12 protein-coding genes are annotated in these 12,840 nt (G+C 58.5%); 8 read left to right on the top strand and 4 right to left on the bottom strand.

Annotated elements, in window-relative coordinates; all coding sequences use genetic code 11:
* Nucleotides 1-162: 162 nt before the first annotated feature.
* Nucleotides 163-585, top strand: coding sequence for a universal stress protein (locus tag ACUM6F_RS10380; protein ID WP_445349180.1), 423 nt, complete (start codon nt 163-165; stop codon nt 583-585).
* 94 nt (nt 586-679) lie between these two features.
* Here ACUM6F_RS10380 and ACUM6F_RS10375 read toward each other — a convergent pair whose 3' ends face one another.
* Nucleotides 680-1,666 carry a potassium channel family protein gene (locus ACUM6F_RS10375; protein WP_425620935.1) on the bottom strand — a complete coding sequence of 329 codons (987 nt, stop codon included), beginning with the start codon at nt 1,664-1,666 and terminating at the stop codon, nt 680-682.
* 278 nt (nt 1,667-1,944) lie between these two features.
* Here ACUM6F_RS10375 and ACUM6F_RS10370 point away from each other — a divergent pair, with 278 nt between their 5' ends.
* Entirely contained in the window at nt 1,945-2,127 is a 183-nt protein-coding gene (locus ACUM6F_RS10370) for a hypothetical protein (protein ID WP_426377440.1), read from the top strand.
* Nucleotides 2,128-2,380: 253 nt separating this feature from the next.
* Here ACUM6F_RS10370 and ACUM6F_RS10365 read toward each other — a convergent pair whose 3' ends face one another.
* The 3 genes from ACUM6F_RS10365 to pdaA form a co-directional block, all read right to left on the bottom strand.
* Nucleotides 2,381-3,745: a TrkH family potassium uptake protein gene (locus ACUM6F_RS10365; RefSeq protein WP_445349182.1), complete on the bottom strand. Its 1,365-nt coding sequence runs from the start codon at nt 3,743-3,745 to the stop codon at nt 2,381-2,383.
* A 70-nt stretch (nt 3,746-3,815) separates the two neighbouring features.
* A complete protein-coding gene (gene trkA / locus ACUM6F_RS10360) occupies nt 3,816-5,174 on the bottom strand; it encodes a Trk system potassium transporter TrkA (RefSeq protein WP_445349179.1) in 1,359 nt (452 codons plus the stop codon).
* A gap of 87 nt (nt 5,175-5,261) precedes the next feature.
* Entirely contained in the window at nt 5,262-6,200 is a 939-nt protein-coding gene (gene pdaA, locus ACUM6F_RS10355; RefSeq protein ID WP_445349178.1) for a delta-lactam-biosynthetic de-N-acetylase, read from the bottom strand.
* A gap of 870 nt (nt 6,201-7,070) precedes the next feature.
* Here pdaA and ACUM6F_RS10350 point away from each other — a divergent pair.
* The 6 genes from ACUM6F_RS10350 to ACUM6F_RS10325 all read left to right on the top strand — a co-directional run bounded on the left by ACUM6F_RS10350 (nt 7,071) and on the right by ACUM6F_RS10325 (nt 12,499).
* A complete protein-coding gene (locus ACUM6F_RS10350; protein ID WP_445349177.1) occupies nt 7,071-7,454 on the top strand; it encodes an HIT family protein in 384 nt (127 codons plus the stop codon).
* A gap of 294 nt (nt 7,455-7,748) precedes the next feature.
* Nucleotides 7,749-8,918 (top strand): ABC transporter substrate-binding protein, encoded by a 1,170-nt coding sequence (locus ACUM6F_RS10345; RefSeq protein ID WP_426377441.1) that lies wholly within the window; start codon nt 7,749-7,751, stop codon nt 8,916-8,918.
* A gap of 212 nt (nt 8,919-9,130) precedes the next feature.
* The gene (locus ACUM6F_RS10340) at nt 9,131-10,015 is read left to right on the top strand and encodes a branched-chain amino acid ABC transporter permease (RefSeq protein WP_425620941.1); all 885 of its coding nucleotides are present in this window, start codon (nt 9,131-9,133) and stop codon (nt 10,013-10,015) included.
* 15 nt (nt 10,016-10,030) lie between these two features.
* Nucleotides 10,031-11,029, top strand: a complete 999-nt coding sequence (locus ACUM6F_RS10335) for a branched-chain amino acid ABC transporter permease (RefSeq protein WP_445349176.1) — start codon at nt 10,031-10,033, stop codon at nt 11,027-11,029.
* Nucleotides 11,010-11,780: an ABC transporter ATP-binding protein gene (locus tag ACUM6F_RS10330; protein ID WP_425620943.1), complete on the top strand. Its 771-nt coding sequence runs from the start codon at nt 11,010-11,012 to the stop codon at nt 11,778-11,780. The genes ACUM6F_RS10335 and ACUM6F_RS10330 overlap by 20 nt, the downstream gene beginning before the upstream one ends.
* On the top strand, nt 11,780-12,499 hold the full coding sequence (locus ACUM6F_RS10325) for an ABC transporter ATP-binding protein (protein WP_425620944.1): 720 nt from the start codon (nt 11,780-11,782) through the stop codon (nt 12,497-12,499). The genes ACUM6F_RS10330 and ACUM6F_RS10325 overlap by 1 nt, the downstream gene beginning before the upstream one ends.
* The last annotated feature ends 341 nt before the right edge of the window (nt 12,500-12,840 follow it).

Below are 12,840 nucleotides of genomic sequence, written 5' to 3'. Positions count from 1 at the left end.
GTCGCTTGCGGGGATAAACCCAGACCCGAATAGCAAGGGCCGTTTTTCAGGGTAGGATAGCCCGAAAACGCCATCTTTTGGGTACGCCCCTTGGTCGGAAAGCGCCCTTGTAGCTACCGACGTGCCCTTTTTTGAGCCCACCCGGAGGAGGTTTGGAGCACATTGAGTAAAATCCTGGTGCCAACGGACGGTTCGGATTACGCGCTGCGGGCGGCGCAGTACGCCGCCGGGTTGTGCAAGAACAACCCGGAAATGCGGGTCACCGTTTTTCACGTCCACAACCTGTTCCCGGATTACGTCTTTGATACTCCGCTGATCCCTTCGGTTCCGGTTTTCGCCGATGAACAGGCGAAGGCCATTATTGACCGCACGGTCGCGGTTTTCAGGGAGGCCGGAGTCGAGGTCGAGACGTTGGTCGGCAAAGGCGACCCGGGACGGGAGATCGCCAAGAAGGCCAGGGAAGGGCGATACGACCAGATCATTATGGGGACACGCGGGGCGGGAGCCTTGGGCGGGCTGGTCTTCGGCAGCGTGGCGCAGAAAGTGGTGCAGTTTGCCGAATGCCCGGTCACCCTCGTTAAATAGCATTGAGCACTAAGCATTAAGTATTGATATAGTTGAAGGGATTCGGCTTTACCGAATCTCTTCTGTGTATCCCAGTACCCAGCGCTCAGCGCCATTATAGGCTTTCGAGTTTGGATAGTTTGTCCATGGGTCCGAAGACGAGCAGCGTGTCGCGGGGGAGGAAGACTTCCCCGGGGTCCGGCGGATGGATCAGCTTGCCCTCGCGGATGATGGCGAGAACCTGGATGCTGTAGTCTTCGCGGAGCCGGGAGTCTTTGAGGGCCTTGTGTACCAGGGAAGACCCTTCGGACACGTTGATTTCCTCCATCGCCAGGCTGATGTTGCTGCGGTCGAAGAGGGTCTGAATGAACTCCACGCTGGCCGGTTTGAGGGCCGCAAGGGCCATGCGGTCTCCGGCGATGGCCGCCGGGGAGACGACGGTATGGGCGCCGGCCCGGCGCAGACGCTGTTCGCCTTCGGGCCGGTGAACCCTGGCGACAACGATGATGCCGGGGTTGAGGTCCTTGCAGGTGATGGTGATGAAGACGTTTCCGGCGTCCTCGGGCAGGGCGGTGATCACGGAGCGCGCCCGCAGTATGCCGGCGTCGAGAAGCGTCTTTTCATCGGTGGCGTCCCCCGTAACGGTCAGGGCGCCCATGTCCTGAAGTTCCTTGACCCTTTCAGGGTCCTTTTCGATGACCACAAACGGCGCCCGCTCGTGGAGGAGTTGCTCGACGACGGCCTTGCCGACCCTGCCTCCCCCGCAAACCACGACGTGGTTTTTAAGGTAGCTGATTTTCTTCTCCATCTTTCGCTTCCCCCAGACGTTCGTAAGTTTCCCCTCGAGCAAGACGGACACAAAAACCGACATCAGGTAGGTGAAAAGGGTAAACCCCCACACCACCAGTATGACAGAGACGATCTTGCCGGCTCCGGTGCGCGGGACGAGGTCGCCGTAGCCGATGGTCAGGACGGTGACGACGGAAAGCCACAGCCCGTCGACAATGCTTAGATTTTCATAAACGGCGAGCAGCGCCCCTCCGGCCACGACCACCACTATAAAAGCTATCGACACGATGAGGAAAGTCCGTTTTGCCGACAAGCATCTACACCTCAGGACAAGTATAGAGCTTACGGTTTTGTTTGGCTAGTCAGCTCTTGTACAACACCGGAAGATATACAGTATTGCTTACGGTGTTGCTTACGTTCCTCCGGCCGCGTTGGAGGCCGTCTTTGGCTGAGCAGGGCCAGGCTTGCAAGTCGTGTTATTTTCAGAATACTTTCCCTATTGCGAAAACTTGTGAAAGGTTGCACTTAATTGTATAGTGTATACAATCTAAGTTAAGGGACGCTCCCGCATCATCTTTGGGAGGTGATCACGTGCAGATCTTCTACGTTGTAATGGCGGCAATGATTGCCTACGTGGTCGTCTATTGTCTGGCTTGCTACCGGGTTTACTTCCGGCCGGAGCGCCCGGGTGTGAAGCCTGCCCAGCCCGCTAAAGCCCAGCCCTCAATAGGCCTTTTAAACGTAACGTTGGATCAAAGCGTAAAAACTTGTTAATCAGTAGACTGTTTCGCACTTCGCGATCGAGAGCCGGGCACACTCAGCACTAAGCTATCAGCACTCAGAAGCCGGCTACGCCAGCGCGCTCAGCGCTAAGCTGTCGGCACTCGGATTTACTTACTGTCAGCACGGGGCTTGGTTTAACCCTTATCTGAATGCTGAACGCCGAATGCCGTGTTTCGGGGACGAGATTTTTTTGACTTAACAACGTCGACTCATGGGTGCCTTGCTGTATGAGGCGCCCTTTGTTTTATTTCCGCCAGAAGCCGGGGTTAAAGAGGACGAGAACGGTGAAGAGCTCGAGGCGGCCGAGGAGCATGCAAAGGGACAGCAGGAGTTGCCCCGCGGCGGGAATGCCCGCATAGTTGGTCATCGGGCCGACGACGCCCAGGCCGGGGCCGACGTTGCCCAGGGTAGCCGCCACCGCGGTCAGCGCGCTGACAAAGTCGAGACCGATGCCTGCCATAAAGAGCACTGCGCCGATAAAAATGCCGATGTAAAGAATAAAGAAGGCCTGCACGCTATCGGTGACCTCGGAGGGAACGACGGCCCGCCCGATGCGCACCGGGATCACGGCCTGCGGGTGGATCAGTTTCTGCAGTTGCCTGATCCCCAGTTTCCACAGCACCATCATCCTGATCACTTTTATACCGCCCCCGGTTGACCCGGAGCAGGCCCCGACGAACATCAGAATGACTAAAATCATGCGGCTGAAATCAGGCCACCGGTCGAAGTCGGCCGTGGCGAAACCGGTGGTCGTGATGACGGACGAGACCTGAAAGAGCGCCTGGCGTATTGCTGTACCGGGCTCAAGGTCCATCAGCATGGCCAGGTTGACGCTGATGAAGATCACGGAGGCGAGAACGATGCCCAGGTAAACCTGTGTCTCCCGGTCCTTCCAGACGGCTTGAGGCTTACCCTGCATGGCCCGGATGTGCAGGGCAAAGTTTATCCCGCACAAAAGCATGAAGAAAACGATGATCAGTTCGACGGCAAGGCTGTTGTAAGCCCCCACGCTGAGGTTTTTGTTGGAGAATCCGCCGGTCGCTACCGTCCCGAAGGTGTGAATGAAACTGTCAAACCACGGCATGCCGGCGATGCGCAGGGCCAGGATCTCCAGGAGAGTAAGAACCAGGTATATTTTATACAGCTCACGGGAGGTCTGGGCGACACGCGGGAGAACCTTGCTCTTGGTAGGCCCGGTGACCTCGGCCCGGAAAAACTGCATTCCGGCGATACGCAACGAAGGAATGAGGGCGACTACGAGGACGACCGTTCCGACGCCGCCGAGCCAGTGGGTAAGGCTGCGCCAGAAGAGAATGCCCTTCGGCAGGGCCTCCACGTCGGGAATTACGGATGCGCCCGTGGTGGTGAAGCCGGACATGGTTTCAAAGAAGGCGGCCACGGGATGGGGGATGGCCCCGCTGAGGATGAAGGGCAGCGATCCGAAAAGCGCCGTCGTCAGCCAGCCGAGGGCGGCGACGGCGAACCCTTCCCGGTAGCCGACGTCCTGGTAGTTCACCTTGCGGGTGGCCAGGGCCGCTCCGGCAAGGGCCGTGACAGCAAAAGAAATGATAAAGGCCCGTACGTCGGGACCCCGGTCGTATGCGGCGATACCGAGGCTGGCCAGCAGGCCCGCGGCCTCGGCCAGCAGCAGGATGCCCAGGGTTTTTAAAATGAGCTGCCTATTCAGACAGAACTCCCCCTACATTCAACAGGCCGTCGATCTCGCTGACGTGGTGCCCGACGGCGAAGACCACGAGCCGGTCGTTGCCGTTCAGGACGACGTCGCCCTTGGGGATGATGATCTGGTTGCCTCTCTTGATGGCCCCGATGATGATGCCCTTGGGCAGTCCGAGCTTGCTTAATGGTTTCCCCACCGTCCGGCTGTCCGGGTGCAGGATCAGTTCGATGACCTCCGCCTGGCCGTTGAGCAAGAGGACCAGGGAGAGCAGGCGGCCGCCGCGGATGTAGCGCAGGATCGCACTGGCCATGATCAGCCGCGGGCTGATGGCGGCGTCGACGCCGAGCTGCTCGATCAGGGACGTATAGCTCGGGCGGCTCACCTTGGCGATGACCTGCTTGGCTCCTAACTGTTTAGCTAGCAGGGATATGAGCAGGTTTTCCTCGTCGAAACCGGTGACGGCCACAAACCCGTCGATTTCCTTGATCCCTTCGCGTTTTAAGAGTTCGATGTCCGAGCCGTCGGCTTGGAGGATGAGCGCGTCCGGTAGGCGTTCGGCCAGGTCGCGGCACTTTTCGGGGTCCTGCTCGATGATTTTGGGTTTCAGGCCCAGCGAGCAGAGTTTTTCCCCCAGGTAGAAGCCGATGCGGCCCCCGCCGAGAATCATGACGTTGGTCGTTTTCTGGTGGCGCTTTCTCTTCAGCTTGGCCGCGAACTTGTTAACGCTGTCCACGTGACCGATGAGGTAGAGGGTGTCGCCGGGCAGGATCGTATCGTGCCCGCCGGGGACGATCATCTGCCCCTTGCGCGAGATGCCGACGATCAGGCAGGATTCCGGCACGTTGATGTCCATGAGGCGTTTGTTTACAACGTGGCGGTGCGAATCGTCCACGCTGACGTCAGCCATCTGTACCTTCCCGTCGGCAAAGGGCTCGGTGTGCACCGGCAGGGAAACGGTCAGCAGGCGCGCGATTTCCAGGGCGGCGCTGTATTCGGGGTTGACGATCAGGTCCAGCCCCAGGTCCTCCTTGGAGACAACCAGATCCCGGGCGTACACGGGGTCGCGGATGCGGGCGACCGTCCTGGGCACGCCCAGTTTCTTCGCCATCATGCAGGCGATCATGTTCACCTCGTCGGAGTTGGTCACGGCGGCCACCAGGTCGCTCTGCAAAACTTCGGGCAGCTTGAGGACGGAGGCGCTGGAGGCGTTCCCCTTCACCACCATGACGTCCATCTGCTGCTCGATTTTGGTGAGCTTGGCCTCGTCCCGGTCGATGACGACGATGTCGTGGTTGTCCTCCGCCAGGCGACGCGCGATCTCGCTGCCCACTTTCCCGGCACCGATAATAGTGATGCGCACAATAAATCCCCTCAATGCTCAGTGCTCAGCGCTCAATACAAGCTATACTCCACCTTTGTGAAAAAAGCAACTACATTTTCGATAACCCTACCGCAATTCTTCCAGTGAACCGAAGACGTAGCCCTGCGCTTTCAATTGCTTAATGATCGTGTCCAGGGCTTCGGCGTTGGATTGGGAGACGGCGTGAAGGAGGATGACCGCTCCCGGGTGGACGTTGTCCAGGACGTGTTTGACGGCGGCCTCGCGCCCGGGCTGGTTCTGCACATCCCAGTCCTTGTAGGCCATGCTCCAGAACACCGTCTTGTAGCCCAGTTGGGCCGTTAGGTCGATGGTTCGCTGGTTGAACTCGCCCATCGGGGGCCTCAGGAAACGCATTTCCCGGCCGGTCAGGCTCCTGACCTGCTCGTGGACGCTTAAGATCTCGTCCCGCAGCACGGTGTTGCTGACCTTGGGCATCGAAGGATGGTTTTGGGTGTGGTTGCCGATGACGTGCCCTTCCACGGCCATGCGCTTGACGAGTTCAGGCTGGCTCCTCACGTATGGACCCGTGACAAAGAAAACGGCCGGTACCTCGTTGTCCCGGAGGACGTCAAGGATGTGGCTGGTGTAGTCGTTTTCGTAGCCCTCGTCGAAGGTCAGGTAAATCTTCCTGGACGCGGTATCGCCCAGGTAGAGGCCCTTGCCGTTGTTGAACATGCGCACGAAGGCGGCGTCCGTCGTCGGCGGCTTGTGCTCGCTGTTGCGGCGGAAATACCAGGAGTAAACCGTCTGGTCCTGGCTGTCCGGGGTCACGGTTTGGGGCGCCTGCCCGGCGTTTTTCCGCAGTTTCTCGTTCTCCGCCCGGAGCTGGGTTATCTCTTGCTTCAGGGCGGCGATTTCGTTTGTCAGCCGCCGGGTTTCCCCGCCTGAAACGGGCCGGTCCCCCGCCGGGGCGCCGGACCCGAACAAGACGTAGGCCCCGAGCGCGAGGTTTAAGGCCAGGGACAGGAAAAGGACGACCGGTACCTTTTTTTGTTTTTTCGCCATGACTCCTCCTTAAAAATATAGCAGTCGGCATTCAGCATTCGGCATTCGGATAAGGGTGAACCTGACGGGCCGTCCCCAAGCCCCGAGATACATCTCAGTGCCGGCAGCCGAGCGCCCAGTGCGCGGGCACAGCCCGCATTAGGACTTTCCCTTAAATTATGACAAAAAAGCATAAACAAAACCATCAAGAAGAAGGCCGGATGTTCGGATGTCGGACATCGGACTCAAAAGTATTCGCTGCCCGAATTCTCCAACGCTCCAAGGGCGCCAGGTATTGCATGGGTAAAGCATAACGTTTTATGCTGGTAGTGAAATTTAAAGACCCCCATCCTGCAAAATGCAGCACCACAGACATTGAAAAACGGTTGCAGCAGGTCTGGGTTATCCCCGACGCTCCGTGCTCCGCTTCGACCGTTCTATAAGGCCGTTGAAAAGCTTCGCCCGGCTTTGTCAGGCATCGACGTCCAGTGCTCACGTACATCCAGTACGCTCCGCGCTGGACTCCTCGCCTTCCGTGCCATGCTCGCTTTTGAACGGCCTCTTGATGGTTGCCTAAGCTCGGTTCGGAGTGTGGCAGGCCTCCTGCGGATTGTTCGCGGGTGTAATTTTCAGCAGGTTACCCAAGTACGCGCCGAGGCCTTGGCCGCAGCGAACGTTGGGAGTATAAATCAAGAATGCGCAGTGAGCCGAGGGCAAGCGTACGGCCGACGCTGCGACGGCGGAAGCGCCCGCGGACGTCCTCGTCGGCGGCCACGCTGACCTCTCCTTCGCTAAGAACGGTTTTCGAAGCTTGAGCAAAGTCACTTGCGGTGATAAACCCAGACCCGAATAGCAAGGACTATTTTCAGGGTAGACGGAGGGAATCCAGCCGTGCCGGAATGCCTTTTCTGCTCCATGCCGCGCGACAACTTTGTTTGCGAAAACGCCCTGGCCTATGCCGTCTATGATAAGTACCCCGTTAACCCGGGTCACGTGTTGGTGATTCCCAAACGCCACTTTCCGGGGTTCTTTGACGCCACTGACGAGGAGATCGTGGCCTGCTACAGCCTGATCAAGGACGTGCGCAAACTGCTCGACGAGAAGTTCAGGCCGGACGGCTACAATATCGGCGTCAACCACGGGGCTTGCGCGGGACAGACCATCTGGCATTTGCATTTTCACGTGATTCCCAGGTATACAGGGGACGTCGACAGGCCGATGGGCGGCGTGAGAAAGGTGAAGCCGAATATCGCTTCGTCCCCGGCCGAACGCTAAAAACATCTGCCAGCTTGTTTTGTTCTATTCGGTAGAAGGAATTGTCGTACAAAATGTCAAATAAGCATCTGCTGTTGCGATTACGGCCGGCAAGAAAATTTCCCCGCGCGGCGGGGCGGGTTGTTGCAGGAGAGACGGTAGTTATCACAGAATATTTACCGATCAGCTGCCGGACCTTACATCCTGCAAACGATGGTTTTTTGGATGTTCTTGGCGGGAGGTGGTGTTTACCGTTACCGGTAACAGACTGCTTCTGTCAATGATATTAAATTCATGTTATGGGAGGGACTGTTAGTGAAGCTATCCAAGTGGATGGTGCTGCTGACGGTGTTGTTGCTGTCGGTAGCCCTGGTAGCGGCCGGTTGCGGCGGCGGTGACAAAGCCGGCGACCAAAAGGCTGCTGAAGGCGAGAAGGTTATCACCATCGGTTTCATCGGCCCCCTGACCGGCGACGTTAAGACCTTCGGCGAATCCACCAAGAACGCGTTCCTGCTGGCACTGGAAGAGAGAAACTACAAGGTCGGCGACTTCACCATCAAGACCGTTACCGCCGACGACCGCAACGACGCCACCGAGGCCGTCAACGTAGCCACCAAGCTGATCACCCAGGACAAGGTTCAGGCCATCATTGGCTCGGTTACCTCCAAGTGCACCATTCCCATTTCCGAAGTTGCCAATGGCAACGGCGTTGTGATGGTAACCCCGACGGCGACCAACCCGGCTGTCACCGTTGCCGACGGCAAGCTGAAGGAGTATGCTTTCCGCGCCTGCTTCATCGACCCGTTCCAGGGCACCGTCGCGGCGAAGTTCGCCCTCGACGAGCTCAAGGCGAAGAAAGCGGCCATCCTCTTCGACCAGGGTAATGACTACACCATCGGGCTGAAGGACTTCTTCACCGAAGCCTTCACTAAGGGCGGAGGCCAGGTCCTCGCCACCGAAGCTTACACCGATAAGGACACCGACTTCTCGGCCGTGCTTACCAACATCGCCAAGCTCGACATCGACGTCCTCTACCTGCCCGACTACTACCAGAAGGTCAGCCTGATCGGCAAGCAGGCCCGTGAAAAGGGCATCAAGGCCGTCTTCCTCGGCGGCGACGGTTGGGACTCCTCGGAACTCGACTTTGCGGCGATGGAGGGCGGTTACTTCACCAACCACTACTCCCCGGAAGACCCGCGTCCCGAGGTCCAGGAGTGGGTTAAGAAGTACGAGGCCAAATACGGCGCCAAGCCGGATGCTCTGGCCACCCTGGCCTACGACGCCACCCTCATCCTGCTGAAGGGCATCGAAGATGCCAACTCCAGCGATCCCGCGAAGATCAAGGACGCCATCAAGGCCCTGCAGAACTTCCAGACCGTCAGCGGCAGCATTACTTACGACGAGAACAACAACCCCGTGAAGTCCGCTGCCATCCTGCAGATCAAGGACGGCAAGCAGGTCTTCGTAAAGAGCGTCAATCCTTAAATCCAAACGATGATGCATCGGGGAAAGGGCTTTAGCCCTTTCCCCGATAACTTTGTCTACAACCGGTGCGACTATAAAGGCCGGCAGCAAGAGAGGTTAGAGACCGGAGGTCGGAGTCTCCAACCTCTGACTTCCGGCATCTGACTTCATTGTTGAAGATTTTTGTATTTTATGATAGTATCCTAGCGGGTTATTGGGGAGGGGATTTGGTTTTGGAAGCTTTTCTGCAACAAGTCATCAACGGCTTGCAGCTTGGTATGGTGTACGCCCTGATCGCATTGGGGTACACCATGGTTTACGGCATCGTCAAGCTCATCAACTTCGCCCACGGCGACGTGTTTATGGTGGGCGCGTTCATCGGCTTTCTCGGGTTCAGCCACTGGGGCCTCCCCTGGCCGGTGGCCATTATGGTGGCGATGGCGGTTTGCGCCATCCTCGGCATGTCCATTGAACGCATCGCCTACCGCCCGCTGCGTTACGCGCCCAGAATCGCGGCACTGATCAGCGCTATCGGCGTGTCGTTCTTCCTGGAATACTTCTGTAGCCTCAAGTTTGTTTTCGGGCCGAACTACCAGGTCGTACAGAGACCTTTTAAGGATATCGCCTGGCATCTCGGCGGCCTAACCATTACCAATATTCAATTGATTATTTTCGTGACCGTCATTCTCATGCTTGTTCTCCTGCAGTACATCGTCTACCGGACCAGGATTGGTTCGGCGATGCGGACGGTCTCTTTCGATCACGATGCCGCCCGCCTGATGGGCGTGGATGTGGACAAGACGATCTCCATCACTTTCGCGATCGGCTCGATGCTGGCCGCCGTCGGCGGGGTTCTCTACGCCATCGCCTACCCGCAGATCTGGCCCTTTATGGGGATTATGCCCGGCTTGAAGGCCTTCACGGCTGCAGTTCTCGGCGGCATCGGACTGATTCCGGGCGCCATGCTGGGGGCCTTGATTATGGGCCAGGTCGAGACCATGACCGCGGCGTACATTTCCTCGCAGTTGCGCGATGCCATCGCTTTTGCCATCTTGATCCTTGTCCTGTTGATTAGACCGTCCGGCATCCTCGGCAAGAACGTGCCGGAGAAGGTATAGAAAGGGTTGGTCCACGTGGCGGAAAGCAGAAGACAAGCCTTGTTGTTCCTGGGCGGGGCGGTCCTTGTTTACCTCATGGTGAAGGCGGCCCTGGTCACCGGGTATCTTAACCCATACTGGGCCCGCATTCTAGATAACGGCCTGATTGTGGCGATCATTTCCCTGGGCTTAAGTATCATCTACGGCTTCACCGGACAGTTCTCCATCGGCCATGCCGCCTTTGCCGGACTTGGGGCCTATGCGGCGGGACTGGTCGGCAAGACGTACGCCGACGCGGGCTTGCCGATAATGTTCGTGGCCTTGGTGTTCGGCGCGTTCGTGGCCGGGTTTATCGCCTACCTTATCGGCCTTCCGGTACTGCGCCTGAAATCAGACTACCTGGGTATCGCTACGCTCGGCTTCGGCATCATCGTTACAGTCGGCTTCAACAACTCTGACAGGATCATCCCGATGCTGAACGGCGCCCGGGGGATGTTCGGCATTCCGCAGTTCGCGACGTTTGACATCATTTTTATTATTTTCATCCTGACTATCATATTGTGCCGCAACTTCGTCCACTCCAGCTACGGGCGTGCGGTTACTTCAATACGTGAAGATGAGGTGGCCGCCAACGTAGTCGGCATTAACCCTTTCAAATACAAGATGGTCGCCTTTGTCCTGGGCTGCACCCTCGCCGGGCTGGGCGGGGCGCTTTACGCTTTCCGCTATCCGTTCCTGCACCCGACGAGCTTTGACTTTCTCTGGTCAATCAACTACCTGCTTATCGTGGTTCTCGGGGGGCTGGGCAGCCTGACAGGGACCATCATCACGGCGGTAGGCTGGGTCTTCTTGCTGGAGGTCCTGCGTATCGTCCTTGGAGAGCAGTTCCTGGACTTTCGCGGTGTCCTGTACGCTCTTATTCTGATTGTCACCATTCTTGTCCGCCGGCAAGGTATTTTCGGCGGCATCGAGTACGGTTTCCTGAAGCCGCAGATCAGCAGGAAGGGGGTTAACCGTGTCGCTGCTCGAGGTTAAGGACCTATCCATCAACTTTGGGGGGCTTAAGGCCGTCAGCGATTTTACCATGTCCATTGAGCGGGGGGAGATCGTCGGCCTGATCGGTCCCAACGGCGCCGGTAAGACCACGGTTTTCAACCTGATCACCGGGTATTTCCCGCCGACGGGCGGCACGATGACCCTTAACGGGCAGCCAATCGTCGGGCTTCAGCCCTACCAGGTGGCGCAAATGGGGATCGCGCGCACGTTCCAGAACATCCGGCTTTTCCCGGAGAACACGGTGCTGGATAACGTTCGCGCCGCCTTTCACCCTCGTGTCAAGTACAACCTGATCGACGCCGTCTTCCGGACCCCCCGCTTCCGGGCCGAGGAGGAGCGCGTTACCGAGCAGGCCTTCGATCTGCTTGAGACGTTGGGCCTGGATGACCGCGCCCATCTGAAGGCCAAGAGCCTGCCGTACGGCGCGCAGCGGCGCCTGGAAATCGCCCGGGCTGTCGCTTTGGAGCCGCAACTGCTCCTGCTCGACGAGCCGGCCGCAGGGATGAACCCGTCGGAGGTTCTCCAACTGGTCGAGCTGATCCGTTTTGTCAAGGAAAAGTTCGACCTTACCGTGCTGGTTATCGAACACCAGATGGGACTGGTCATGAACCTGTGCGAGCGCGTCGTGGTGATGGACTTCGGCGTGATCATCGCCGAGGGTCTGCCGCACGAAGTCCGCAAGGATCCCAAGGTGCTGAAGGCCTATCTGGGTAAGGGGGCGGCGGCGTAATGCTTGTTGTCAAAGACCTCAACGTATTCTACGGCAACATCCAGGCCCTGCACGGCATCTCGTTCGAGGTCGACCAGGGGGAGATCGTCACCCTGATCGGCGCCAACGGGGCCGGCAAGACCACGACCCTGCGCACGATCTCCGCGCTGAACCGGGCGCGCAGCGGGGAGATTGTTTTCGAGGACAAGCCGATCACCAATGAGAAGCCGCACAAAATAGTGGCCATGGGCATCAGCCACGTACCTGAGGGCCGCAAGATCATCGGTTCGCTCACGGTTTACGAGAACCTTATGATGGGCGCTTATACCCGGAAGGATAAGGGCGAGATCGAGGCCTCCCTTGAAGAGGTGTTCTCCCGTTTCCCGAGGCTTAAGGAGCGGGCCAGGCAGCTGGGGGGTACGCTGTCGGGCGGCGAGCAGCAGATGCTGGCCATCGGCAGGGGCCTGATGTCCAAGCCCAAGCTCCTGCTCCTTGACGAGCCGTCGATGGGCCTTTCCCCGATCCTCGTGGAGGAAATCTTCGAGATCATCACGCACATCAACCGGCAGGGAACGACCGTTCTCCTGGTCGAGCAGAACGCCTACATGGCCCTGGAGATCGCTCACCGGGCCTACGTGCTGGAGACGGGACGCGTCGTGCTCTCCGGCCCGGCCAAGGAACTGCAGGCCGACGAGAGCGTGAGGAACGCCTACCTGGGCGAGGGCCTAGCGTCCGCATAGCGGCCCGGCAGCCGGTAGTCTCCTTCCCTCTCAAACCAACGGGCCAATGCGCAAGACTATACTCTTCGGCTTTTGCCCAAGCGGCAAGGAACGGTTCAGTCTACAAGGCTGGGCCGTTTTTGTCGCTCAGATTCCGCTGAAGAATTCCTCTTGGCGGGCGCCGGGGCATTATCGGAGGTCTCATTGGGAGCCGGTTCAAAGAACGCAGCGAGCCGAAGAATAGCGGCGACGTGTTTTTCGCCCGCGAAAGCAGGCGAGTTTCGGCGCCGCCCGAGGCGAGCGAGTTCATTCCTTGGCGCGGACACAGTGACCAAAGATAATGCCCCGGTACAGCACACCGC

The organism is Desulforudis sp. DRI-14, from assembly GCF_052618305.1.
The sequence above is the reverse complement of the archived record's forward strand: the minus strand, read 5'-3'. Positions and strand labels throughout refer to the sequence as shown.